A 22,926-nucleotide genomic window follows, 5' to 3' on the forward strand; every position below is an offset into this window, starting at 1 on the left:
GAACGTTCTACCTCCCCACCTTGATACGGTGGTCACATGAGCCCGAGCGCAGAAGCCCGCCCCACCTCCGCAGCGCGCGCCCGCCTGCTCGGCACGGCCACGAAGATCTTCTACGCCGAGGGGATCCACTCCGTCGGCATCGACCGGATCACCGCCGAGGCGCAGGTCACCCGGGCCACGCTCTACCGGCACTTCGCTGGCAAGGAGGACCTCGTCCTCGCCTACCTCGACCAGGCCGACCGGGGGATCCGGGGTCAGGTGGCCGCGGCCGTGGGGAGTACTCCGTCGGCCGCCGGGCAGGTCCGGGCCGTCGCCCGGTCCATCGTCGAGGGGATCCGGTCCCCCGGTTTCCGCGGCTGCGCCTTCCTCAACGCCGTGGCCGAGTACCCGGACCCCGCCCACCCGGTGCACCGGGCGGTGCTGGCCCACCGGCAGTGGTTCCTGGACACCGTCACGGAGCTGCTGGCGCGGGTCGGCGACAACGACAGCGACAGTGACGTAACCGCCGACGCCGCCGGGCGGCACCTCGTCATGCTCCGGGACGGTGCGATGGCCGCCGGGTGCCTCTTCGATCCGGAGCTGGTGTCGGAGACCTTCCTGCACGGCGTGGAAGGGGTGCTGAGGGAGGTCTCGGCCCCCGTCCCGGAAGCAGGCTGAGAAGGAGTCTCAGAAAAAAGTTCCGTCCGGCCGTCCCGCCGTGTCGAGAACGCGCGTCCCGCTCCGTCCCAGGGGTGAACAGGCCACAATGGCCCGCATCAGCACCTAGGAGACGCATCATGGCCAAGTACCTGCTGCTCAAGCACTACCGAGGCGCCCCGGAGTCGGTCAACGGCGTGCCGATGGACCAGTGGACGCCGGAGGAGATCTCCGCCCACATGCAGTACATGCAGGATTTCGCGGACCGGCTCGAGAAGACGGGTGAGTTCGTCGACGGGCAGGCGCTCGCCCCCGAGGGGGCGTGGGTCCGGTACGACGGTGAGGGCAGGCCGCCGGTCACCGACGGGCCGTTCGCCGAGACCAAGGACCTCATCGCCGGGTGGATGGTGATCGACGTCGACAGCTACGAGCGCGCCGTCGAGCTGGCCGGGGAGCTGTCCGCCGCCCCGGGCGCGGGCGGGAAGCCGATCCACGAGTGGCTGGAGCTGCGTCCGTTCATGGGCGCGCACTCGACCGTCACGGAGTGACCCGCCGATGGACGAGGCCCTGATCAGGAGCCTCACGCCCGGCGTGCTGACCGTCCTCGTCCGCCGCGGAGCCGACTTCGCGGCGGCCGAGGACGCGGTCCAGGACGCGCTGGTGGAGGCGGTCCGCGGCTGGCCGGACGATCCGCCGCGGGACCCGAAGGGGTGGCTGGTCACCGTGGCCTGGCGGCGGTTCCTCGACGCGACCCGCGCCGACACCGCCCGCCGTCGGCGCGAGGACCGCGTGGAGGAGGAACCGTCGCCCGGTCCCGCGTCCGACGTGGACGACACGCTCCAGCTCTACTTCCTGTGCGCGCACCCCTCGCTGACGCCGTCCTCGGCCGTCGCGCTCACCCTGCGCGCGGTCGGCGGGCTGACCACCCGGCAGATCGCCCGGGCCTACCTGGTGCCCGAGGCGACCATGGCGCAGCGGATCAGCCGGGCCAAGCGCACCGTCTCCGGGGTCCGGTTCGACCGGCCCGGCGATGTCGCCACCGTGCTGCGCGTCCTCTATCTCGTCTTCAACGAGGGCTACTCCGGTGACGTCGACCTCGCCGCCGAGGCCATCCGGCTCACCCGGCAGCTCGCGGCCGCGGTCGACCACCCGGAGGTGGCGGGGCTGCTGGCGCTGATGCTGCTGCACCATGCGCGGCGGGCGGCCCGGACCGCGCCCGACGGGAGTCTGGTGCCGCTCGCCGAGCAGGACCGCGGCCGGTGGGACACCGCGTCCATCGCCGAGGGGGTACGGATCCTGCAGGCGGCGCTCGCCCGGGACCGGCTGGGTGAGTTCCAGGCGCAGGCCGCCATCGCCGCCCTGCACGCCGACGCGCCCACCGCCGGGGAGACCGACTGGGTGCAGATCGTGGAGTGGTACGACGAACTCGCGCGCCTGACCGACAACCCCGTCGTCCGGCTCAACCGCGCGGTCGCCGTCGGGGAGGCCGACGGACCGCGCGCCGGGCTGGCGGCGCTCGCCGCGCTGGACGACGCGCTGCCCCGGTACACCGCGGTGGCCGCGTACCTGCATGAGCGCGACGGCGACCTGGACACGGCGGCACGGCTGTACGCCGAGGCGGCCCACAAGGCGCCCGACCTCGCCGAACGCGACCACCTCACGCGTCAGGCCGCCCGCCTCAACTCCCGGCACCGGTAACGGCCTCGACCCGCACGGCGCGTACGGCACTCCTACGCCCGGCGCCCGTACTCCGCGAGGGCCGGGGTCAGCAGGTCGAAGGCCCGGGGTGCCTCGCGTGCCAGCACCTCGGCGACCTCCGGGTTGGTGCGCCCCGCCAGGGTCAGTTCCTGGATGCGGGTGAACAGGACGCGGTGGACGCCGCCCAGCAGGGCCGCGGCCGTGCGCGGGGTGATGTCCTCGGGCGGGGTGCCCGTCGTGTCGGCCAGGGCCGCGGCCAGCGCCTCCTCCCGCCGGTCGTGGAGGCCGCGCAGGCACGCGGTGAGGGTGGGGCTGTCGGCGATCATGCGGGTGAAGGCGTGGCCGGCGAAACCCGCGACCGGGTCCTGGGCCGCCACGGCCGCCAGGAAGGCACGGCGCAGGGCCGTCAGGGGGGTCTCGTCGGTCCCGCGCGCCGTCACGGTGGTGGCCAGGGCGGCGACGAACTCGTCCTGGTGGTCCAGGGCCAGGTCCTCCTTGCGCGGGAAGTAGTTCGTCACCGTCTTCTTGGCGACTCGTGCGGCGTCGGCGATCTCGGCGATCGTCGTGGGCTCGAAGCCGCGCTCGATGAAGAGCCTGGTGGCGTGGTCGGAGATCAGCTGCCGCGTCTCGCGCTTCTTGGCCTCGCGCAGGCCCAGCACCGGTGTGCCGTCAGAGTCCATGGAAAATCTTACCTCGGTACTATTTTTATGTTGACAGTCAGGATACTCCCTCCGTAAAGTTACTCCCGATGAACGAATTAAACGAGAGGTACGACCCCGACTCCGTACGCGAGTTCCCCGTGAGCGACGCGGACGCCGGCCCCTACGCACTCGCCGAGGGGCCGGACGGCGCCCTGTGGTTCACCCTCGTCCACCGGGGCGCCGTCGCCCGCAGGGACCCGGACGACGGGCGGGTCACCGTCCATCCCGTCGGCGACGGGCCGACCGTGATCGCGCCGGGACCCGACGGAGCCCTGTGGTTCACCGAGTACCGGACGCACCGCATCGGCCGGATCACTCCGGACGGCGACTACTCCTCCTTCGCGCCCCTCACCCCCGAGGGCGGACCGTTCGGGATCACGGCCGGGCCGGACGGGGCCATGTGGTTCACGCTCTCCGCGGTCGACCGCGTCGGCCGCGTCACGGTGGACGGAGACGTCACCGAGTTCGCGGCGCCCGGCGCCTTCCCGTCCGCCCTCACGACCGGGCCGGACGGCGCCCTGTGGTGCACCCTCAACCAGGGCAACGCCGTCGGACGGCTGACCACCGACGGCCACGGCACCGCGTACCCGCTGCCGACGGAGGGCGCCGCGCCGGTGGGCATCGCCGCGGGACCCGACGGCGACCTGTGGTTCACCGAGATCGGGGCCGGGCGGATCGGCCGGATCACCGTGGCCGGAGACATCACCGAGTACCCGCTCTCCGACCCCGGGGCCAGGCCGCACGCGGTGACGGCGGGGCCCGACGGGGCACTGTGGTTCACCGAGTGGGGCAGTGGCCGGGTCGGCCGGATCACCGTCGACGGCCGCATCACCTCGTACGCGCTCTCCCGGGCCGACAGCGAACCGCACGGCATCACCGCGCACGGCGGCGCCCTGTGGTGCGCCCTTGAAAGCGGTTCCCTGGCCAGAATCGAGGTCCCGTCTTGACCAATCCCACGACCGGTCCCACACCCGATCCCACACCCGATCCGGACGCCGTCCCCGACCCCGGTGTGCTGCACCCGCTCGCGCAGCATCCGCGCGTCGTCCTCCTCAAGCCGCTCGTCACGGACGAGCGCATCCAGGTGGGCGACTTCACCTACTACGACGATCCCGACGACGCCACCGCCTTCGAGACCCGCAACGTGCTCTACGCCTACGGCCCGGAGCGGCTGATCATCGGCAAGTACTGCGCGCTCGCCACCGGCACCCGGTTCCTGATGGCCGGGGCCGAGCACCCCACCATGGGCGTGTCGACGTTCCCGTTCACCATGTTCGGCGGCGCCTGGGGCGAGGCCACGCTCGACCTGGTCACCGGGATGCCCAGCCGCGGCGACACCGTCGTCGGCAACAACGTGTGGTTCGGCTACGGCGCCACCGTCATGCCCGGCGTGCGCATCGGGAACGGCGCGATCATCGCCGCCGGGTCACTCGTCACCGCCGACGTGCCGCCGTACACCGTGGTCGGCGGCAGTCCGGCCCGGCCGATCCGCAGCCGGTACGACGCCGAGGACGTCGCGCGGCTGCAACGGGCCGCGTGGTGGGACTGGCCGGTCGAGCTGGTCACCCGCCATGTGCGCACCATCATGTCGGGCACCCCGGCCGAGATCGAGGCCGTCGCGGCCGAGGAGCGCCCCTGACCGCCGAAGGCCGCAAGGAAGCCCGCGCGCGCAACCGTACGGAAGGAAGCACCCGCTTGACCGACTCGACGCACTCCCCCGCCTTCGACGCCGCCGCCGAGTTCGACCGGCAGGTGGCCACCCTGGTCGCGCTGGGCTACCCGGCGCTGTCCGGGAGCACCCCGGAGCGGTTCGCCGAACTGGTGGCGCCGCTGCGGGCGGCGGCCGTGGCCCGCACGGACTCCGCGGCATACGCGGGACAGGAGCCCGCCGTCACCGGCCGGATCCCCTTCGTCCTGGTCGTCGGACGCGAACTCGCCCCGATCGAACGGACCATGCCGCTGACCACGCTGCACGGCGGCCGGCTGCCCGGGTTCGTCGACCGCAGTTTCGAACCGGGTTCCCTGGAACGGTTCGTCGCCACCGAGCCGACCCGGCCGCCCGGACCGGACGGCGTCCACCTGGTGTTCGACGTCGAGCGCGGGGAGGAGTTCTGCGGGGTTGTGCCGGGCGACGCGCTGGCCACCGTCGCGGAGCGGGGCCGCACGCCGCTCACCGTCGAGGAGGGCGTCGCCGTGCTGACCCACGTCCCGGAGGTCCTGGTGAAGAACAAGTGTTTCTCGCTGGGCGGTTCACGGTGCGGCGACCGCCGCGTCCCGGCGGTCTGGATCAGCAAGCGCGCCCCGAAGCTCGGCTGGTGCTGGGAGGGCAACCCGCACACCTGGCTCGGCATGGCGTCGGCGGGCGAGCGCCACGCCTGAGCGCCGTCACGCCGGGGCGTTCGGAGCGCTCGGGGCGTCGCCGTCCCCGCCCTGGTAGCGCAGCAGCAGCATCGCCGCGTCGTCGTGGTGGGGTCCCGCCGCGTGCCGTACCAGGTCCTCGCGCAGGGCCTCCAGGGCGCGGTGGACATCGGGGTCCTTCAGGAGGTGGGCGCGCTCGGCGAGCGGGTAGAAGCCGCCCCGCTCGTCCCGGGCCTCCGTGACGCCGTCGGTGTACAGGAGCAGTTGGTCGCCGGGGCGGAAGGGCACCGGGAAGGGCTCGGGGCCGGGGCCGCCCTGCGCGGCCAGGCCCAGCGGGAGGGCGTACGCGGGCGGCTCCGGGAAGTCGGCGGTGCCGTCGCCGTGGACGAGCAGCGGCGCCGGGTGGCCGTAGTTCAGGAGGACGACCTGGTGGTCGTAGCCGATCTCGGCGAGGATCGCCGTCACGAACTTCTCCTCCTCCAGCTCCCGGGCGACGCTGCGTTCGAGCCGTTCGCCGAGTTCGACCAGGTCCTGCTCGTCGTACGCCGCCTCCCGGAAGGCGCCGAGGACCCGGGCCGCGGTCTCCACCGCGGCCAGGCCCTTGCCCTGCACGTCGCCCACGATCACGCGGACGCCGTACGGCGAGGCGACCACCTCGTACAGGTCGCCGCCGATCCGGGCCTCGGCGACCGCCGAGGTGTACGAGACGGCCGCGTGCAGCGGACCCGCGGTCAGCGGCACCGGGCGCAGCAGGACCCGCTGGGCCACCTCCGCGATCGAACGGACGCTGGCCAGCTCCGCCTCGCGGCGCGAGCGCATCACGGCCGCCGCGATGCCGACGCCGGTCACGCCGGCCACCGACAGCATGGCCGTGTAGCCGCGGGGGCGGTCGAAGAGCCCGTTGTACAGGCCGAGGCCGACGCAGAGCAGCAGCGCGGCCAGTCCGATCACCGCGGTGCGCCGCCAGCCGCCGACCAGTCCGGCGAAGGCCGGGCCCAGCGACACCAGCGGCAGCAGGCCCACCCCGGGGCCCATCGTGAGGTCCACGACGGCGACCACGGCCATGGCGGCGAGGGGCATCCAGGACAGCAAGGCCGCGGAACCGGACGGCGGCTTCTTGACGGTCATGACTACTCCGGTGTCGCAGCGCTCAAGAGCCGCCCTCTCCCTGTCCTCAGGCGCCCTCCCCAGCCTCACACCCTAGGCATGGGGCGGTGCGCACAGGCGTTCCCGGGGCGGGCCTTGACCCAATCGAGGCCGAGTCGAGCCCGCCGGACCGACACCTCACACGGACCGGCGCCTCACGCCGACCGCACCGCCGCCCGCGTCGGCAGCAGCCCGCCGTCGGGCGCGTCCCGCCGGCTCGCCACCGTCAGCGTGAGCGTCACCGTGAGGGAGGCGAGCGCCATCACCGACATGGCCGTCGCCGGTGAGGTGAACTGGGCCACCGTGCCGGCCAGGATCGCGGCGACGCCCTGCAGGGTGAGCATCCCCGCGGAGTGCAGTCCGAGGGCGTGCCCGGAGAGTTCGTCGGGGGTCAGGGAGACCAGGCGCTCCTGCTGCACCAGACTCGCGCCGAAGCCCACCGAGGCCACGGCGACCAGTACGGCCGTCAACGGCAGCGGCGGGCGAAGGAAGAGGACCAGGTACGGGGCCGCCAGCAGCGCCAGGAGCGGGATGCCGAGGCGCGGGCGCAGCCGGGGCGGCAGCAGCCGCCCGATCGTCACGTCCCCGGCGAGCATGCCCAGCGCGCCGCAGGCGAACAGCGTGCCCGCGGCGCGCGGGTCGTAGGAGACGAACAGCGACTCGCAGCCGACGACGAGTCCGTTGGGGATCCACAGGGCCAGGTACACGTGGCGGCGTGGACGGGCCGACCAGAGCAGGGCGTTGGCCCGCCAGGTGGCCGCGACCGAGGGGCGGCCGGAGACCCGGGGCGGGCGGCGGGTCAGGCGGAGGGCGAGGGCGGCCGACGTGCCGTACAGGGCGGCCGCGAGCAGCAGGCACAGGCGCGGCGACAACAGGGTCACCAGGACGCCGCCGGTCGCGTATCCGGCGATCTGCATGAGGCCGCTCATCATGTTGAAGAGCGAACGCCCCGTCAGGTAGCCGTCCTTGGCGAGGATCTCGGTCAGCAGACCCCAGCGGACCCCGCCGCCGAGCGAGGCGATCAGCCCCTCGACGAGGACGATGACGAGCATCGTCCACACCGGCAGGCCGGGCAGCGCGAGGGCCGCGGTGGCGGCGGCGAAGGAGAGCGAGAGGCCCGCCAGGGTGGCGCGCGGCGGCAGCCGGTCGGCGCCGGAGAGGAAGAGCGTGGCGCCCAGCACCTGGGCGAGCGCCGGGCCGAACATGCTGACCGCGGACAGCAGCGGCGAGTTCGTCGCCCGGAACACCAGAGTGCCGAGCGCGAGGCCGCTGACCGTCTGGGCGGCGATGTTGGCGGAGGAGGAGAGGAAGAGGGGGCTGAACTCGGGGGTGCGGAAGAGGTCCGCGTAGGTCTTGCGGGGCGTGTCCGGCATGCGGGGAGTCTGGGGCGGCGCCGAGCGCGGTCGTTAATGTTTCGCGTGGAGGCGAAAGGTGAGGAGGGCGAGGAGCGTATGGGCTGGTGGGAGATCAACGCCGACACCCTCGCGCGCAGCCGTTTCGTCGTCTCGCCGCTCGACGAGACCCTCGCCTGTCTGAAGATGCTGCACGCGGGAGTGGCCGGGCATCCCGGTGAGCGGGCCTGGCTGGCCACCCACCGGCCCGCCCATCTGCGCCGTATGGCGGCCGACCCGGTGACCGCGCTGCTGGTGGCCTCGGGCCTGGGCCGGGAGTGGAACGCCGGTTTCCTCACGCCCGCCCCCACCGAGGGCCAGAGTTTCGCGGAGGGCGTCGCGCGGATCCGGGCGACCCGTCCCGAGGTGGCGCGCGCCGACCTGGTGGTCTCCCTGGGGGGCACGCTGCCCGCCGCGCTGGACCGCGACGACCTGCCGGAGCGGGCCGCCGCGCTGCTCGAGGAGGTCTGGGCCGAGGCGGTGCGGCCGGACTGGGAGCGGCGCCGCCGGGTCCTGGAGGCGGACGTCGTCGCGCGGACCGCGCAGGTGAGCCGGGGCGGCTGGGCGACGGTGCTGGACGCCCTGCGGCCCGGCACCCGCTGGCTGGGCGACAACCGGCTCCAGATCAACCTGAACCCGTACCCGCCGCGCGAGCTGTCCGGGGCGGAGCTGCTCCTCGTCCCGATCACTCCGCAGCGGCACGGCTGGGTGGCGTGGCAGGAGCCCGAGCGGTACGCGGTGGTCTACCCGTGCGCGGGCGCCCTCGCGGACGACGGTGCCCGGCGCGTGCCCGCCGCCCTCGGCGCGCTGCTCGGCCCGGCCCGCGCGGGCGTCCTGACGCTGCTCGGCGCCCCCATGAGCACCAGCCAGCTGGTCGGCGTGACCGGGCAGGGCCTCGGGTCGGTCGGACGGCATCTGCGGGTGCTGCTCGACGCGGGCCTGGTGGAGCGGCGGCGCGCGGGCCGCTCGGTGCTGTACTCGCGGACACCGGCCGGGGATGTGCTCGTCGAGGCGGGCGGCGGGACGGGCGGGGTGCCGGACTAGCATCCGGTGCATGACGACCTCACCGAACACGCGGAACGACGACAGCCTCCCCCTCGACGTCGAGATCGGCGCCCTCCAGGGCGGGGCCGCGGATCTCTCCCAGTACGCCGGACAGGTCGTGCTGGTGGTCAACGTGGCCTCCAAGTGCGGGCTGACCCCGCAGTACTCCGGCCTGGAGCGACTGCACGAGCGGTATGCGGAGCGGGGGTTCACCGTGCTGGGCGTGCCCTGCAACCAGTTCATGGGCCAGGAGCCGGGCAGCGCCGACGAGATCGCCGAGTTCTGCTCGGCGACGTACGGGGTCACCTTCCCGATGACCGAGAAGGTCGAGGTCAACGGGGCGGGCCGGCACCCGCTGTACGAGCGGCTGACCGGCTTCGCGGACGCCGAGGGCCACAGCGGGGACATCCGCTGGAACTTCGAGAAGTTCCTGATCGGGCGGGACGGCAAGGTAGCCGCCCGCTTCTCGCCGCAGACCGAGCCGGAGGCGGCCGAGGTCGTGGCGGCCGTCGAGGAGCGCCTCGCCGGTTGACCTTGCCCCTGGGGGAAGGCCGAGCGTCTCCGTCGCCGGGCGGAACGGCCGCCCGGCGACGGAGGATGACGGCGTGGACGACTACGTGGGCGGCGGCGTGGGCGACGACGAGTTGCTGACCATCGGCGCGTTCGCCGCCCGGGCCCGGCTGTCGGCCAAGGCCCTCAGGCTGTACGACCGGCTGGGCCTGCTGGCGCCCGCCCACGTGGACGAGGCCACCGGCTACCGCTACTACCGCGCCGGGCAGGCCGAACGCGCCCGGCTCGTGGCCCTGTTGCGCCGGTTGGACATGCCGCTCGCGCGGATCGCCGAGGTGGTCGGCGCGGACGGCGACCGGGCGGCCGGTCTGCTCGACGTCTACTGGGCGGACGTGGAGGCCCGGGTGGCCGGGCAGCGCACGCTCGTCGCGTACCTCCGTGGACGACTGTCGGGAAGGGACTCCGAGATGTACGGAGAGTTCGTGGTCGAGACGGTGGACGTGCCCGAGCAGGTGGTGATCAGCGAGACGCGGCACACGCTGGCGAATGAGCTGCCCGCGTGGATCGGTGCCTCGCTGGGCCGCCTGGAGGAGGCGGCCCGGGGCTGCGGGGGTGTGACGGCGGCGCCGTACGTCGTCTATCACTCGGACGTGTCGATGGAGAGCGACGGCCCGGCCGAGTCCTGCGTGCCGGTCGGCGACGAGGCGGTGGCGCGGGCGTGGAGCGAGGAGCGGGGGCGGGCCCGGCAGACGCGGGTGCGGGTGGAGCCCGCCGGGCGGCTGGCCTACACCCGGATCACCAAGGCCCAGGTGGCGTACCCGCAGATCATGGCCGCCTACGGGGCGGTGGAGGAGTGGATCGCCGCGCGGGGACTGACGGTGGCGGGGCCGTGTCGCGAGGTGTACTTCGCCGACTGGGATGCCGCGGGCCCCGAGGACCCGGTGTGCGACGTGGCGTTCCCGGTGAGCTGAGCTGAGCCGGGCCGGCGGGCGCCCTCTCGGCAAGGTCGGCGAACTGGTCGAGAGGGCTCCGTCGGTGTTTCCGGCGGGTGGTGCGTGGTGGCGTTACTCCTTGACCGACGTCACGAAGGCGGTCCACGCGTCGGCGGGGAACGCGAGGACCGGGCCGCCGGTCACCTTGGAGTCGCGGACGGCGAGCGCCGCAACGACCGGTGACCGGACCTCGACGCACGCGCCGTTCCCTCCGGAGTAGGAGGACTTGGTCCACGATTCCTGGGCGCCCTGAAGAATTGCCATGTCTGCTCCGATGGCGAGTCGCGGGTGTGGTTTACGCCAATGACGTGTGATCTTTGGCGTGATCGACGCTACTCGCTGGCCTTCCCGTACGGAGCAGCCATTCACTCGTCCGGATGGCATATTCCAGGTGAGTCTTCCAGTACACCAAGGCCGGGGTGTAACATCCGCGTTCGCCCGGTTTCCCGGGCCTCAGCGGCTCAGCGCGCGTACTCCTTCGCCACGTCCTCGATGCGCTGCCGCGACTGCTCCACGTTCAGGGCCTGGGCCCGCAGGTGCTCGTACATCACCGTGTACTTCTGCACGTCCGGCGCCTTCTCCAGGTACAGGTCGCTGGTCACGCCCTCGATGTACACCACGCTGGAGTCGGCCGTGTCGGCGAACTCCAGGATGGAGTACTGGCCGTTGATGCCGGGGTGCGCGCCGACGTCGAAGGGCAGCACCTGCACGGTGATGTGCGGCAGCTGCGACATCTCGGCGACGTGCTCCAGCTGCTCCCGCATCACCTGCCTGCCGCCCACCACCCGGTGCAGGCACGCCTCGTCGAGGACCACCCACAGCCGCAGCGGGTTGTGGCCGGCGGAGATGCGCTCCTGCCGCCGTATGCGGACCTGCACCCGTTTCTCCACGTCCGCGACGGACGTCTCGGGCAACGCGCCCTGGATGAGGGCCTCGGCGTAGGGCCGGGTCTGCAACAGGCCGGTGATGATCTGGGGTTCGTAGGTCCGCAGCGACTCCGCGTCGGTCTCCAGGCCGATGTAGACGCTGTACGGGATGTCCCCGAAGGCGTGCCACCAGCCCTGCTGGCGCGAATCCTTCGCCATCTGCATCAGCGAGTCGACGATCCGCTGGTCCTCGACCTCGTACACCCCGCACAGGTCGCGGACGTCACGCTGGCTGATGCTGCGCCGGCCGTTCTCCAGGCGGCTGATCTTCGACTGCGAGACCAGGAGCCGCTCGGCGACCTCCTCGGCCGTCATGCCCTTGAGCTCACGGAGCCGGCGCAGCTCCTGGCCCAGCCGACGCCGCCTTACGGTGGGATTGACACTCGACGCCACGGGACGTGCACCTCCGGCTGCGTGACTCATACTTGCCACTTTGTGTATCTGCTGCTGAGCAGACTGCCACCAAGGTGCTTTCTACCGCTGGGAAACGGTCGATATGCGCCGCGTACACGCCAGTTCGGAAGGCCACCCCCGCATGCGGCCGCGCGGGGTGGCGGAACCTTTCCGCGGGTCCGGGTGGACCGGACCCGCGGTCGGTTCCGCCGCCCCGCGCGGACCTGCGGCTCCCGTGACCGGGCTTGGGGACTGGCGGTGCGGCGGTGCTGTGGTGCGGCCGTGCTGCGGTGCTGCGGTGCTGCGGTGCGTGGTTCGGGCTAGTGGGCCACCGCTCGCGCCATGGATCCGTGGCGCGGTTGCGCCGGAACACCGCGGGCGGGTTCCGGGGCCGGCCTGGCCCCCGGTCCCGGGGCCTGGCGGCCTGCCGGGGCCGGACTGCGGCGTGGCTGTGCCACAGCGCCGTTCTGGACGTCCATCACCGCGTGCGCCACCAGACCGCCCATGGGGTCATGCCTGATGAGGTCCCGCAGCCGGGACCGCGACGAGCGTCCTTCGTTGCCCGGGTAGAGGTGCTTGCCGAGTCCGACCGCGTGGGCCAGCGCGGCGAGCGCCGCGGTCCGCGGGTCCGGCGGGACGCCGGTGCGGATCGCCGAGTCCAGCCGGGCCTTGATCTCCCTGCTGATCGCCGTGTCCGTCGCCTGGTAGCGAGTCGTCGGCAGCACCCCGCACATCTGGCCCTCCACGGCATGCACCATGCCGCATCGCTCCAGATGCGAGAGGTAGGTCTGACGCAGCCCCAGGCGGGGCCCGCCAATCCAGTTGACCGCCCGTACTGGAGCGCCACGCCTTCGCAGCAACTCCAACGCGCAGTCGAGTGTTGGATCTCCTGTCGGCCGTGGGGCCACCACGGCGATACGATCCCCGTCTGGGGCTATCCGTCCGGCCAGCGCCAGCTCCACCAGCTGTGCTCCGGCCAGACCGAGGTCGAGCGACTGCGGCTGTGCGGTGGTACCCGTGGTCGGGTCCAACGCCAGCAGCAGAAGCTCCTCCGGAAGTGTTCTGCGGCTCCTGCCCATCCATGCCTCCCCGCGTGGATGACAGACAGGGTGACCCCTCTCACATTGGTCTGTCGAGGGTGCGTGACCGCTTCGTAGTGGAACCAGTAGGTATGTCGTTCTCGTCTTCCGCGTGGGTTCCACCCGTACACAGGACACTGGTAAATGGTTTCGGTACGGGTTCGGTAGCGCGCACAGGATGTGCGGCGCATGGAGGAGGCATCGGTGGCGGGCGAGTCCCCCGACAGTTCGAAGCAGCGCGAGTCGTCGGAAGAACCGACGTCGGGGAGCGCGGGTCCGGTTCCCGAAGCCAGGACCGAGGCGAGCGAGCGGAGCGATCCGCGGCTGACGGTGGCACGGGAGGACGCGGAGCGCTCCGCGGGGTCCGGTGCCGGGTCCCGCGGGGGCGTCGACACGGCGACCCGCGTGCTGTCGGTCCGCGAGACGGAGGCGGGGGCCTCCGGCGGTGACGACGGCGCCGGGACGCCCGAGGCGGCCGACGCGTCGTCGGACGCGTCCGAGGGCGACCGGGCGGAGCCCGCCGTCGGCAACGACGGTCGGCTGCGGGACGCCGTCGCGGCCTGGGTGGCCACCGCGGACGAGCGCGCCGCCGCCAACGCGCGGCTCGATGACGTGCGGGACACGGAGGACACGTCCCGGGACGGCGACGAGCGGGCCGCCGCGGGCGCCGACTCCGAGGAGGACGAGGCCGCCCGGCAGACCGCCGAGAAGCCCGGGACCGCCGCCGACTCCGACTCCGACACGGACTCGGCCAAGGACTCGGACGGCGCCACGGACGCGGCCTCCGGTTCGGACACGGGCGTCGACTCCGCGTCGGACCCGGACGAGGACTCCGGCGCGGCATCGAGCGAGGGCTCGGGCTCGGCCCCGGCGTCCGACTCCGACACGGACTCGGACGCCGACGCAGCCCCCGACACCGACGCGGCGCCGACCACGGATTCCGTCCCGGAATCGGACCTGACCCCGAAGCCGGACTCCGGCGCGAGCGCGGACCCGAAGCGGGACTCCGCCGCGGACCCTGCCTCCAGCCCGGACACGACCCCGGACGCGGAAGCGAAGCCGGCCTCCGGCACGAGCACGGGCGTGGCCCCGGCCCCGGAAACGAAGCCGAAGCCCGGCTCCGGTGCGGACGCGGGCCCGGAGTCGGGCCCCGCCTCGAAGCCGGACACGACCCCGGGCGCGGGCGCGAAACCGGGCTCCGGCACGGACGCGAACCCGGCCCCGACCCCGACCCCGGAAGCGAAGGCTAAGCCCAGCTCCGGTGCGGACGCGGGCTCGGAGTCGGGCTCTGGCTCGAAGCCGGGCTCGGCCCCGGAGGCGGGGACCGCGCGGGGCGACGACGGTGGTGGCGGCGAGTCGCCGGTCGATCAGCCCACCGCCGTGTTCAAGGCGCCGCGGCCCGCCGTGGACCAGCCGACGACCATGCTGAAGCTGGGCGATGCCGCCGCCGCGTCCAAGAAGGCCGGGGAGGCCGACAAGGCCGGGCCGGGCGACGCCGAGCGGACCAGCAAGTTCGTGGCGCTGCGGAACCCGGACGACCCGGCGACCCGCAAGCCCCCGCGCGGCCCCGAGGCTCCGCCGGCCCAGACGCCCCCCGGCGACGCCCCCAAGGCGTCGCAGGCGCCCCGTACCGGCACCACCACCGCCGTACCGCACGTCGGGCCCGACCGGACCACCCAGCAGCCGTTGCCGCCCAAGCCGCCGCTGGACCTGCTGGCGGAGCTGACGAACACCCCGCCGCCGCCTGAGACGCCGCTGCGCACCACGGTGCGCCGGGTCAAGATCTGGACGCCGCTGGTCATCCTGCTGCTGATCGTCTTCGGTGTCGTGCAGTCGATGCGCCCGCTGCCCGCGCCCACCCTCGACCTCACGGCGCAGGACAGCTTCACCTTCGACGGCGGCAAGCCGGAGATCCCCTGGCCGTCCAGCGGGCAGGCCGCGCTCGACGTGCAGGGCATCGGCTCCTTCGGCTCGTCCGGTGACCAGAAGCCGGTGCCGATCGCGAGCGTGGCCAAGGTCATGACCGCGTACGTCATCCTGCGCGACCACCCGCTCAAGAGCGGCGCCGAGGGCCCGAAGATCAAGATCGACCAGGCGGCGGAGGAGCAGTCGCAGGCCGGTCAGGAGTCGACGGTCAACGTGTTCGAGGGCGACTCGATCTCCCAGCGGGAGGCCCTGGAGAGCATCCTGATCGCGTCCGCGAACAACGTGGCGCGGCTGCTCGCCCGCTGGGACGCGGGGTCCGAGAAGGCGTTCGTGGCGAAGATGAACGCCGCTGCGAAGGACCTCGGCATGACCAACTCGACGTACACCGACCCGTCGGGGCTGAACAACACGACGGTGAGCACGGCCGTGGACCAGGTGAAGCTGGCCAAGGAGGCGATGAAGGAGCCCGCGTTCCGCGAGGTCGCCGCGATGATGTCGTACGACGACTACAAGGGTGTCAACCACTCCAACTGGAACCACCTGGTCGGCCACAACGACGTCGTCGGCATCAAGACCGGCACCACCACCTCCGCCCTCGGCAACCTCGTCTTCGCGGCGAAGAAGGAGGTCGGCGGCGAGACCCGCACCATCGTGGGTGCCGTGGTGCGCCAGCCCGCGGGCGGCGCGGACAACACCATCCTCGGTGCCGCGCTGGACTCCAGCGACAAGCTGATCCGGGCCGCGCAGGACACCCTGAAGTCGTCGACGATCCTGAAGAAGGGCAGCGTCGTCGGATACGTCGACGACGGCCTCGGCGGCCGTACGCCGGTCGTCGCGACGCAGGACGTCAAGGCCGTCGGCTGGGCCGGACTGACCGTGAAGCTGACGTTCACGGCGGACGAGGTGCCGCACACGGCGAAGGCCGGGACCAAGGTCGGCACGCTCGCCGTCGGCGACGGCGGCACCAGCGGCGCGGTCAAGGTGCCGGTGGCCCTGCGCGACGACCTCGTCGAGCCCGGTCTGTCGGACAAGCTGACCCGCCTGGGCTGACGGACGGCCCGGACGGGCCGCAGCGACGCCCCGCGCCCCCGCGGCCACCCCCGGCCGCGGGGGCGTTCGCGTCCTCCAGGGTGCCGAAAGGCAGGAGGCAACGGTGCGGGGCCGCGTGCTAGCGTCGCCGAACGGGGCAGTCGCCGGTCGCGGGAACGGGACACGGCCCAAAGGAGAAGACGGGACACGGGGAGTGCCTTCAGGTGGCCACTGCGGAGCCGACACGCGCCGACGACGCCGATCCGGGTTCGGGAGCCGGCCCGCGACCACGTGTACCCGCGCCCCGCAAGGACGACGGTGAACCGCGGGCTGCCGGGCAGCGGCCGCCCGCCGAGCCGAAAGCGCCCTCGGCGGTGAACGCCGCCTTCCATGCCCTGCGCGAGCGCATGCTGCGCCATCCGGTGCTGTCCGTGACCGCCCTGGCCGGGGTGCTCCACATAGCGTGGTTCTTCACGTTCGCGAACAGTGGCGGCGACCTGGCGGCGCAGGACGCGTGGGCGGAGTTCGTCGGCCGGCACCCCGACTCGGCGTACAACCTCGCCTGGTACGGCGGCATGCATCCGGTGTCGTACAGCGTGATCTCGCCGTACCTGATGTCGGTCCTCGGCGTGCGCACCACGATGATGATCGCGGGGACGGTGTCGGCCGGGCTGCTGACGATGATCCTGATCCGCAGCCGGGTGGTCCGCAATCCGCTGTGGGCGTCGCTGGCGGGCCTGTTCGCGCTGCTGGGCAACGCGGCGTCGGGGCGGGTGACGTTCGGGCTCGGCATGATGTTCGGTCTGGGCGCGGTCGCCGCCGTGTTCTGCTGGCCGTACCGCTGGCGGCACGAGCGCTGGGCCAAGGGGCTGTGCGCGGCGCCGCTGGCCGCGCTGTCGACCATGTCCTCGCCGGTCTCGGGCCTGTTCGTGGGCCTGGTGGCGGTCGCCCTGTTCCTGCAGAAGCGCCGCCCGGGTGCCTGGGCGCTGGGCGTGGCGCCGAGCGTGGTCGTCGCGCTGTCGGCGGTGCTGTTCCCCTTCTCCGGCACGCAGCCGATGGGGTTCGGTTCGGCGGTGCTGCCGATCGTGTACGCGGGCCTGGTCTACTGGTTCGTGCCGAGCACCTGGAAGACGGTGCGGATCACGTCGGCGGTCTACGGTCTGTCCGTGCTGCTGGTCTGGCTGATCAGCTCGCAGATCGGCTCCAACATCACGCGCCTGCCGATGCTCTTCGCCGGGGTGGCGCTGGTGGCGGCGCTGCCGTTCACCGTGCCGAAGTCGCGCAAGTGGTACGCGCTGGTGGTGTCGATCGTCGGCTTCGTGGGCTGGATCGGCTTCAAGTCGGCCGACGACATCGTCCACACCACGCCCGCCGCCTCCTGGGCGCGCGAGCTGGCGCCGCTCGTCAACGAGTTGCAGGAGGTCGGCGCGGAGCAGGGCCGGGTGGAGGCCGTCCCAGCGCGCTCCCACCGGGAGGCCTCGGCGCTCGCGCCGTACGTGAACCTGGCGCGCGGCTGGACCCGCCAGGCGGACATGGAGCGCAACCCGCTCTTCTACGACGACACGCTCAACTCGGCGAACTACCACGAGTGGCTGAAGCGCTGGGCGGTGCACTACGTGGTGCTGCCCAAGGACGAACCGGACGGCGACGGCGGCAAGCGCGAGCGGGAGCTGCTGCAGCGGGGCCTGCCGTACCTGAAGCAGATCTGGGGCGACGCCAACTGGCAGCTGTTCCAGGTCCTCGACCCGACGCCGCTGGCCGAGCCCAGCGCCGTCGTCCAGAGTGCCGAGCAGGACGAGTGGACCATCGATGTGAAGGAGCCCGGCCGCGTCCTGATCCGGATGCCGTACTCGCCGTGGCTGAGCCTCGTCGACGAGGAGGGCGACAAGCTCGAGCCGCCCCAGGAGACGGAGTCCTCCAAGAACGCCCCGGAGGGCACGCCGAAGACGTACGACAACGTCAACGGCTGTCTGACGGAGACCGAGGAGACCGCCGACGGCGACGTGTGGACGACGCTCGTCGCGCCCGAGGCGGGCACGTACCGGCTGGCCTCGCCGTACGGGCTGAAGCGGGGCACGCCGTGCCCGGACGAGCTGAAGTAGCGGACCGGGCGGCCCTCTCGGGCCGCCTCCGCTGATGTTCATGTAGGTGAACACAGGTCAGCAAGTCGAACCTTTTTACTTCCTCTTGACCTTCCGCTTCCTTGTCGTGCCCGCGTCGTCGCACCCACGATGAGCGGGCACTTCGCGGCCTGCCACGCCCCTACCCCGCTCGTGCGAAGTGCCAACCAGCTGAGCGGAGTTCACAAGGCGGACCCCGGAAGGGGGCACATGAACGGTCTCGACTGGTCCGTGCTCATCGGCTACTTCGCCGTCATGGTGGCGATCGGCGTCTGGTCGCACAAACGCGTCGACGACGTCAGCGACTTCTTCACGGCCGGCGGCAAGATGCCCTGGTGGCTGTCCGGCATCTCGCACCACATGTCCGGCTACAGCGCGGTGATGTTCACCGGCTACGCGGGCATCGCCTACACCTACGGAGTCACGTCCTTCGTGACGTGGTCGTTCCCGATCGCGCTCGGCATCGCCATCGGCTCCAAGCTGTTCGCGCCGCGCATCAACCGGCTGCGCTCCCGGCTGCACGTGGCCTCGCCGCTCGAGTACCTCAAGAACCGGTACAACCTGCCCACCCAGCAGGCGCTGGCCTGGTCCGGGATGCTGCTGAAGATCGTGGACGTGGCCGCGAAGTGGGCGGCCATCGCCACGCTCCTGTCGGTCTTCACCGGCATCACGCTCAACCAGGGCATCCTGATCACCGGCGTCATCACGGGCATCTACTGCACGATCGGCGGCCTGTGGGCGGACGCGCTGACGGAGCTGGGGCAGTTCATCATCCAGCTGCTGGCCGGTGTCGCGATGTTCGTGGCCGTGGTCATGAAGCTCGGCGACCACGGCGGCTTCTTCGGCGTCTGGGACGAGCCCGCCCTCCAGGGCCACGGAAAACCGCTGGTCGGCCCGTACGGGGCGGTGTTCCTGCTGGCCTACCTCTTCATCAAGCTCTTCGAGTACAACGGCGGCATGCTCAACCAGGCCCAGCGCTACATGGCCACGGCAAACGCCCGCGAGGCCACCCGCTCCGCGCGGCTGTCGGCGGTGCTGTGGCTGGTCTGGCCGCTGGTGCTGTTCTTCCCGATGTGGATGTCGCCGCTGCTGGTGGAGTCGCAGAAGCCGGACGGTTCCGACTCCTACGCCCTGATGACCGAGCAATTGCTGCCGCACGGGCTGCTCGGACTGGTGATCGTCGGATTCTTCTCGCACACCATGGCCATGTGCTCCTCGGACGCGAACGCCATCGCGGCCGTGTTCACCCGTGACGTGGCGCCGGTGCTGTCGAAGCGGGCGCGCGGCTGGGGGCAGCGGTCCGGACTGCTGGCGGCCCGACTGACCACGGTGATCTTCCTCGGTCTGTCGATGGCGGTGGCGACGCAGGTCGACTCGCCGACGTTCAAGGACATCATCACCGTCGTGATCAAGTGGGTGGCCGGGCTGATGGGCCCGATCGCGATCCCGATGATGCTCGGTCTGCTGCGGCCCTTCCGCCGCTCGGGCCCGACGGCGGCGCTCACCAGCTGGGGTCTGGGCCTGCTCGCGTTCTGGCTGGTCAACTACCCGATCAACTGGAACGTGGACGGCGGGGTGCCCCTGGAGTACCAGGTCTCCGTCCCGCTGGCGGTCTCGCTGGTCCTGTACGTCCTGATCGGCTGGCTGAAGCCGGAGGACACCCCGGAGCGGCTGGCGATCATCGAGCGCGTCAACACGGACGGGGACGGCGACGCCTCCGGCGCGGCGGCCGCGGTCCCGGCGCCCGCGGGCGGGGTGGACGACGCGGTGGGGCGCAGCCGGGTGGGCGACTGAGCCCCCACCCGGACGGCGCACGACCGGTGTCCGGCCGGTGGCCACGGCTCGTGGTCACCGGCCGCCCCGGTCAGCGCAGTTCCTGGATGCGGATCTGGTTGCCCGCCGGGTCCCGGAAGGCGCAGTCCCGGATGCCGTACGGCTGCTCGGTCGGCTCCTGGACGATCTCGGCGTTCCCGGCGCGCACCTTCTCGAAGGTGCCGTCGAGGTCCTCGGTGGCCAGGAGGATCCACCCGTAGGTGCCCTTGGCCATCATCTCGGCGATGGTGCGGCGCTCGGGGTCGGTGATGCCGGGGTCCACGGCGGGCGGCGACAGGAGCAGCGAGACGTCCGGCTGGCCGGCCGGTCCGACGGTGATCCAGCGCATCGTGCCGTTCCCGACGTCCTTGCGGACCTCGAAGCCGAGGACGTCCCGGTAGAAGGCCAGGGACGCCTCCGGGTCGTCGTGCGGGAGGACGGTGGTGTGAATGCTGATGTCCATGGCCGCCACGCTAGTCGCGTCCCACGGCCCACCGCTTCTCGAGACCTGACCGCTACGCCCGCGGGTACCGCGTCAGCCAGCCGGGGGACGAGCCCGCCGGGCCGTGCAGGGCGGGGCCCTGGGTCATCTCCATGGCGAAGTCGTCGGCCAGTTCCAGGAGGGTGGGGCGGCCCTCCAGTTCGGCCAGCCAGGCCGGGGGCAGGGCCGTCTCGCCGTGCAGGGCGCCGAGCAGGCCGCCGGTCAGGGCGCCGGCCGCCGCCGAGGGGCCGTCGTGGTTGACGGCGAGCCGCAGCCCGTGCCGTACGTCCTCGCCGACGAGGGCGCAGTACACGGCGGCGGCGACCAGGCCCTCCGCCGTACCCGCGCCGATCAGCCCGGTCACCCGGGCCGGGACCGGCAGCCCCTGCCGTACCGCGCCGAGGGCGTGTTGAAGGGCGTCCGTCACGGGCTCGTGCCCCGGCCGGGCGACGAGCAGTGCCAGGGCCCGCTGCACGGCGGCGTCCAGGCTCTCGCCGCGCGCCAGCCCGTGCACGATCACGGCGTACGCGCCCGCCGCCAGGTATCCGGTGGGGTGGCCGTGGGTCTGCGCCGCGCACTCCACGGCGAGCTGGGCGACCAGCTGCGGCTCCCAGCCGACCAGGAGCCCGAACGGCGCCGAGCGGGCGGCGGCCTCGGGGCCGCGCTCGCCGGGGTTCTTGGGCGCTTCGGGGGTGCCCATCGTCTCGTCGCCGAGGCCGAGCAGCAGGGCGCGCGGCGGGTCCCGGCGGACGTACAGCCACTCCTCGTGGGCCAGCCAGCCGTCGTCCTTGCGCCGCAGGTCGGGCCCCCAGTCGCGCTGGGTCGCGGCCCAGCGCCGGTAGGCCCGGTGCAGGTCGGTCGGCGGGTGCCAGGCGCCGGTGTCCCTCCGTACCTGGGCGCGGATCAGCCCGTCCACGGAGAACAGGGTGAGCTGGGTGAGGTGGGTGACGGCACCGCGCCGGCCGTGGGCGGGGGCGAGGTCGGACAGTCCCTCCGCGCCGTGCTCCTCCCGGATCTCGTCGAGGCCGAGGCCGGCGACCGGCGCGCCGAGGGCGTCCCCGACGGCCGCGCCGAGCAGCGTTCCGCGCACCCGGCTGCGGAAGTCCTGCTGCTCGGCACGCCCCCAGACGGCGCCGGCTGTCCCGCCCACCTGGACCTCCCTCGGCACTGTCCACGCCACTGTCCGTACGTACGACGTCCAGCACTGTATGCGAACGGAAGTGGTCGGTCAGGGTCGGAACGGTGTGGAAACGTTCACGTGCCGACGCACACCGCGCGGCAGCAGCCGACGAAGTCCTGGACGACGGGGTCGGCGTCGTCGGCGGGGTCCCAGGCGACGCCGACCCGGCTGGGGCCGACCCCGGTGACGGGGCGGTGGACGACGCCGGGGCGGGTGTAGAAGCGGGCCGCGGACTCGGGAGCGAGGGCGACGCCGTAGCCGTTGGCGATCGCGGTGAGCCAGTCGTCCGGGTGCTCGGTGACGGCGCCGACGCGGACCGGGTGGCCGTCGCGCTCGTCGGCGGCCAGCCAGTACGCACGCCAGGGACCCGTCTCGGGCGGGGCGGCCACGAAGGGCTCGTCCCACAGTTCACGGAAGTCGATCGTCTCGCGTCCGGCCAGCGGATGTGTCTCGGGGAGCGCCACGCAGCGGGGCTCGCTGAACAGCTCCACCACCCGCAGCTCCTCCTGACCGGGGAACGGCAGCCGCACCAGGGCGACGTCGACGTCCGAGTCGGCGAGTCCGGCGGACGGGTTCGACCACGAGGCCTGCCGCATCTCGGCCCGCCAGTGCGGACGGCGCCGGGCGAACTCGGCGACGATCGACTGCGTCGCCTCGTTGGCGGCGCTGGCGAGGAAGCCCACCCGCAGGGTCCGGTCGGCCCGGCTCGCCGCGGACCTCGTCTCGCGCAGGGCCGACTCCCACCCGGCGAGGAGGCCGGGCACCCGGGCCGCGAGCGTCCGGCCCGGCTCGGTGAGGGCCATGCCGCCGCGCGAACGCGTGAAGAGGACCACGCCCAGGGCGGACTCCAGCTGCCGGACCTGCTTGGTCAGCGCGGGCTGCGAGACGTACAGCCGCTGAGCCGCCCGGGTCAGGCTGCCTTCCTCCGCCACGGCCGCGAAGTACCGCAGCAGGCGCGTGTCGACATCCATGCCACCAGGTTATAGAAGCAGGTATTGGACGTCGCGGTGGGCGCCGGTGAGGCTGGGATCAGGTCACTGCCGGAAGGGGAGCCCGTGTTCACCGCCTACATGATCGTCACCGTCGCGGCGATCGTCGCCGCCGCCGGGATCGCGGTCGCGGACCTGGTGCGGGCCCGGTTCGTCCTCGCCAACTCGGCCGAGGTGGGGGTCCCCGAGTCGTGGCTGCCGGGGCTCGCGATACTCAAGGCCGCCGGAGCCGCCGGGCTCCTCATCGGCCTCCTGGGCGTCCGACCCCTCGGCATCGCCGCCGCGGCCGGTCTCGTCCTCTTCTTCGTCGGCGCGGTCGCCGCGCACGTCCGCGCCCGGGTCTTCCACAACATCGCGTTCCCCGCCGGGTACCTGGCCCTGAACGCGGCCACGCTCGCTCTGACGGCCGGGTGAGGGGAGCAGCGTGGGCCGGACCTGCCCTGTACGCGTTCTACGCGGCGACACGCTCCTCCGCGGCGCGGGGCGGCGGCCAAGAGCAGCTACAGCAGCGATTA

22 protein-coding genes are annotated in these 22,926 nt (G+C 72.7%); 13 read left to right on the forward strand and 9 right to left on the reverse strand.

Annotated features, from left to right (window positions below):
* The first annotated feature begins 36 nt into the window (after window positions 1–36).
* The 3 genes from ACGH52_RS16755 (at window position 37) to ACGH52_RS16765 (ending at window position 2,334) form a co-directional block, all read left to right on the forward strand.
* The gene (locus ACGH52_RS16755) at window positions 37–657 is read left to right on the forward strand and encodes a TetR/AcrR family transcriptional regulator (protein WP_399940245.1); all 621 of its coding nucleotides are present in this window, start codon (window positions 37–39) and stop codon (window positions 655–657) included.
* 119 nt (window positions 658–776) lie between these two features.
* Complete coding sequence (locus ACGH52_RS16760) at window positions 777–1,184, forward strand: YciI family protein (RefSeq protein WP_059301304.1); 408 nt, start codon at window positions 777–779, stop codon at window positions 1,182–1,184.
* A gap of 7 nt (window positions 1,185–1,191) precedes the next feature.
* Entirely contained in the window at window positions 1,192–2,334 is a 1,143-nt protein-coding gene (locus ACGH52_RS16765) for an RNA polymerase sigma factor (RefSeq protein ID WP_399940249.1), read from the forward strand.
* Window positions 2,335–2,366: 32 nt separating this feature from the next.
* Here the strand turns inward: ACGH52_RS16765 and ACGH52_RS16770 are convergent, their stop codons facing one another.
* The gene (locus tag ACGH52_RS16770; RefSeq protein WP_076974839.1) at window positions 2,367–3,014 is read right to left on the reverse strand and encodes a TetR/AcrR family transcriptional regulator; all 648 of its coding nucleotides are present in this window, start codon (window positions 3,012–3,014) and stop codon (window positions 2,367–2,369) included.
* A 68-nt stretch (window positions 3,015–3,082) separates the two neighbouring features.
* Here ACGH52_RS16770 and ACGH52_RS16775 point away from each other — a divergent pair, with 68 nt between their 5' ends.
* From ACGH52_RS16775 to ACGH52_RS16785, 3 genes are read left to right on the forward strand one after another with little or no spacing between them, the layout of a single operon-like run.
* Window positions 3,083–3,982 (forward strand): virginiamycin B lyase, encoded by a 900-nt coding sequence (locus tag ACGH52_RS16775; protein WP_399940252.1) that lies wholly within the window; start codon window positions 3,083–3,085, stop codon window positions 3,980–3,982.
* The gene (locus ACGH52_RS16780) at window positions 3,979–4,674 is read left to right on the forward strand and encodes a CatB-related O-acetyltransferase (protein WP_399940255.1); all 696 of its coding nucleotides are present in this window, start codon (window positions 3,979–3,981) and stop codon (window positions 4,672–4,674) included. Before ACGH52_RS16775 ends, ACGH52_RS16780 begins: the two co-directional genes overlap by 4 nt.
* Before the next feature lie 56 nt (window positions 4,675–4,730).
* Complete coding sequence (locus tag ACGH52_RS16785) at window positions 4,731–5,414, forward strand: DUF5701 family protein (protein WP_076974842.1); 684 nt, start codon at window positions 4,731–4,733, stop codon at window positions 5,412–5,414.
* A 6-nt stretch (window positions 5,415–5,420) separates the two neighbouring features.
* Here ACGH52_RS16785 and ACGH52_RS16790 read toward each other — a convergent pair whose 3' ends face one another.
* Both ACGH52_RS16790 and ACGH52_RS16795 read right to left on the reverse strand, forming a co-directional pair.
* Window positions 5,421–6,521 (reverse strand): PP2C family protein-serine/threonine phosphatase, encoded by a 1,101-nt coding sequence (locus tag ACGH52_RS16790; protein WP_399940258.1) that lies wholly within the window; start codon window positions 6,519–6,521, stop codon window positions 5,421–5,423.
* A 173-nt stretch (window positions 6,522–6,694) separates the two neighbouring features.
* Window positions 6,695–7,912, reverse strand: coding sequence for an MFS transporter (locus ACGH52_RS16795; RefSeq protein ID WP_399940261.1), 1,218 nt, complete (start codon window positions 7,910–7,912; stop codon window positions 6,695–6,697).
* Between the two features lie 78 nt (window positions 7,913–7,990).
* On the opposite strand from ACGH52_RS16795, the gene ACGH52_RS16800 reads away from it, so the two are divergent.
* The 3 genes from ACGH52_RS16800 (at window position 7,991) to ACGH52_RS16810 (ending at window position 10,455) form a co-directional block, all read left to right on the forward strand.
* A complete protein-coding gene (locus ACGH52_RS16800) occupies window positions 7,991–8,974 on the forward strand; it encodes an ArsR/SmtB family transcription factor (RefSeq protein ID WP_399946776.1) in 984 nt (327 codons plus the stop codon).
* Window positions 8,975–8,984: 10 nt separating this feature from the next.
* A complete protein-coding gene (locus tag ACGH52_RS16805) occupies window positions 8,985–9,506 on the forward strand; it encodes a glutathione peroxidase (protein WP_059301323.1) in 522 nt (173 codons plus the stop codon).
* A 73-nt stretch (window positions 9,507–9,579) separates the two neighbouring features.
* Complete coding sequence (locus tag ACGH52_RS16810; protein WP_399940264.1) at window positions 9,580–10,455, forward strand: MerR family transcriptional regulator; 876 nt, start codon at window positions 9,580–9,582, stop codon at window positions 10,453–10,455.
* 93 nt (window positions 10,456–10,548) lie between these two features.
* Here the strand turns inward: ACGH52_RS16810 and ACGH52_RS16815 are convergent, their stop codons facing one another.
* The 3 genes from ACGH52_RS16815 to ACGH52_RS16825 form a co-directional block, all read right to left on the reverse strand.
* Window positions 10,549–10,740 (reverse strand): DUF397 domain-containing protein, encoded by a 192-nt coding sequence (locus ACGH52_RS16815; RefSeq protein WP_059301326.1) that lies wholly within the window; start codon window positions 10,738–10,740, stop codon window positions 10,549–10,551.
* A 197-nt stretch (window positions 10,741–10,937) separates the two neighbouring features.
* On the reverse strand, window positions 10,938–11,795 hold the full coding sequence (locus tag ACGH52_RS16820; RefSeq protein WP_059301327.1) for a helix-turn-helix transcriptional regulator: 858 nt from the start codon (window positions 11,793–11,795) through the stop codon (window positions 10,938–10,940).
* Window positions 11,796–12,115: 320 nt separating this feature from the next.
* A complete protein-coding gene (locus tag ACGH52_RS16825) occupies window positions 12,116–12,874 on the reverse strand; it encodes a GPP34 family phosphoprotein (RefSeq protein ID WP_059301329.1) in 759 nt (252 codons plus the stop codon).
* 189 nt (window positions 12,875–13,063) lie between these two features.
* Here ACGH52_RS16825 and ACGH52_RS16830 point away from each other — a divergent pair, with 189 nt between their 5' ends.
* The 3 genes from ACGH52_RS16830 to ACGH52_RS16840 all read left to right on the forward strand — a co-directional run bounded on the left by ACGH52_RS16830 (window position 13,064) and on the right by ACGH52_RS16840 (window position 19,743).
* Complete coding sequence (locus ACGH52_RS16830) at window positions 13,064–15,850, forward strand: D-alanyl-D-alanine carboxypeptidase (protein WP_399940268.1); 2,787 nt, start codon at window positions 13,064–13,066, stop codon at window positions 15,848–15,850.
* A 203-nt stretch (window positions 15,851–16,053) separates the two neighbouring features.
* On the forward strand, window positions 16,054–17,931 hold the full coding sequence (locus ACGH52_RS16835) for an MFS transporter (protein ID WP_121702793.1): 1,878 nt from the start codon (window positions 16,054–16,056) through the stop codon (window positions 17,929–17,931).
* 228 nt (window positions 17,932–18,159) lie between these two features.
* Complete coding sequence (locus ACGH52_RS16840; RefSeq protein ID WP_059301333.1) at window positions 18,160–19,743, forward strand: sodium:solute symporter family protein; 1,584 nt, start codon at window positions 18,160–18,162, stop codon at window positions 19,741–19,743.
* A 70-nt stretch (window positions 19,744–19,813) separates the two neighbouring features.
* On the opposite strand, the gene ACGH52_RS16845 is transcribed toward ACGH52_RS16840, so the two are convergent.
* From ACGH52_RS16845 to ACGH52_RS16855, 3 genes are all read right to left on the reverse strand, one after another.
* Window positions 19,814–20,224 (reverse strand): VOC family protein, encoded by a 411-nt coding sequence (locus ACGH52_RS16845; RefSeq protein WP_059301377.1) that lies wholly within the window; start codon window positions 20,222–20,224, stop codon window positions 19,814–19,816.
* A 52-nt stretch (window positions 20,225–20,276) separates the two neighbouring features.
* The gene (locus ACGH52_RS16850; protein WP_399940273.1) at window positions 20,277–21,392 is read right to left on the reverse strand and encodes an ADP-ribosylglycohydrolase family protein; all 1,116 of its coding nucleotides are present in this window, start codon (window positions 21,390–21,392) and stop codon (window positions 20,277–20,279) included.
* A gap of 104 nt (window positions 21,393–21,496) precedes the next feature.
* Window positions 21,497–22,393, reverse strand: coding sequence for a LysR family transcriptional regulator (locus ACGH52_RS16855; RefSeq protein WP_399940276.1), 897 nt, complete (start codon window positions 22,391–22,393; stop codon window positions 21,497–21,499).
* A gap of 84 nt (window positions 22,394–22,477) precedes the next feature.
* Between ACGH52_RS16855 and ACGH52_RS16860 the strand changes: the two genes are divergently transcribed.
* Window positions 22,478–22,825, forward strand: a complete 348-nt coding sequence (locus ACGH52_RS16860; RefSeq protein ID WP_399940279.1) for a DoxX family protein — start codon at window positions 22,478–22,480, stop codon at window positions 22,823–22,825.
* The last annotated feature ends 101 nt before the right edge of the window (window positions 22,826–22,926 follow it).

This window comes from Streptomyces sp. BBFR25, assembly GCF_044590125.1.
GTDB classification, from domain to species: domain Bacteria; phylum Actinomycetota; class Actinomycetes; order Streptomycetales; family Streptomycetaceae; genus Streptomyces; species Streptomyces canus_D.

Coding starts and splice junctions, on each gene's coding strand:
- ACGH52_RS16755 (WP_399940245.1), top strand. CDS start 37: ATGAGCCCGAGCGCAGAAGCCCGCCCCACCTCCGCAGCGCGCGCCCGC.
- ACGH52_RS16760 (WP_059301304.1), top strand. CDS start 777: ATGGCCAAGTACCTGCTGCTCAAGCACTACCGAGGCGCCCCGGAGTCG.
- ACGH52_RS16765 (WP_399940249.1), top strand. CDS start 1,192: ATGGACGAGGCCCTGATCAGGAGCCTCACGCCCGGCGTGCTGACCGTC.
- ACGH52_RS16770 (WP_076974839.1), bottom strand. CDS start 3,014: ATGGACTCTGACGGCACACCGGTGCTGGGCCTGCGCGAGGCCAAGAAG.
- ACGH52_RS16775 (WP_399940252.1), top strand. CDS start 3,083: ATGAACGAATTAAACGAGAGGTACGACCCCGACTCCGTACGCGAGTTC.
- ACGH52_RS16790 (WP_399940258.1), bottom strand. CDS start 6,521: ATGACCGTCAAGAAGCCGCCGTCCGGTTCCGCGGCCTTGCTGTCCTGG.
- ACGH52_RS16795 (WP_399940261.1), bottom strand. CDS start 7,912: ATGCCGGACACGCCCCGCAAGACCTACGCGGACCTCTTCCGCACCCCC.
- ACGH52_RS16800 (WP_399946776.1), top strand. CDS start 7,991: ATGGGCTGGTGGGAGATCAACGCCGACACCCTCGCGCGCAGCCGTTTC.
- ACGH52_RS16805 (WP_059301323.1), top strand. CDS start 8,985: ATGACGACCTCACCGAACACGCGGAACGACGACAGCCTCCCCCTCGAC.
- ACGH52_RS16815 (WP_059301326.1), bottom strand. CDS start 10,740: ATGGCAATTCTTCAGGGCGCCCAGGAATCGTGGACCAAGTCCTCCTAC.
- ACGH52_RS16825 (WP_059301329.1), bottom strand. CDS start 12,874: ATGGGCAGGAGCCGCAGAACACTTCCGGAGGAGCTTCTGCTGCTGGCG.
- ACGH52_RS16830 (WP_399940268.1), top strand. CDS start 13,064: ATGGAGGAGGCATCGGTGGCGGGCGAGTCCCCCGACAGTTCGAAGCAG.
- ACGH52_RS16840 (WP_059301333.1), top strand. CDS start 18,160: ATGAACGGTCTCGACTGGTCCGTGCTCATCGGCTACTTCGCCGTCATG.
- ACGH52_RS16845 (WP_059301377.1), bottom strand. CDS start 20,224: ATGGACATCAGCATTCACACCACCGTCCTCCCGCACGACGACCCGGAG.
- ACGH52_RS16855 (WP_399940276.1), bottom strand. CDS start 22,393: ATGGATGTCGACACGCGCCTGCTGCGGTACTTCGCGGCCGTGGCGGAG.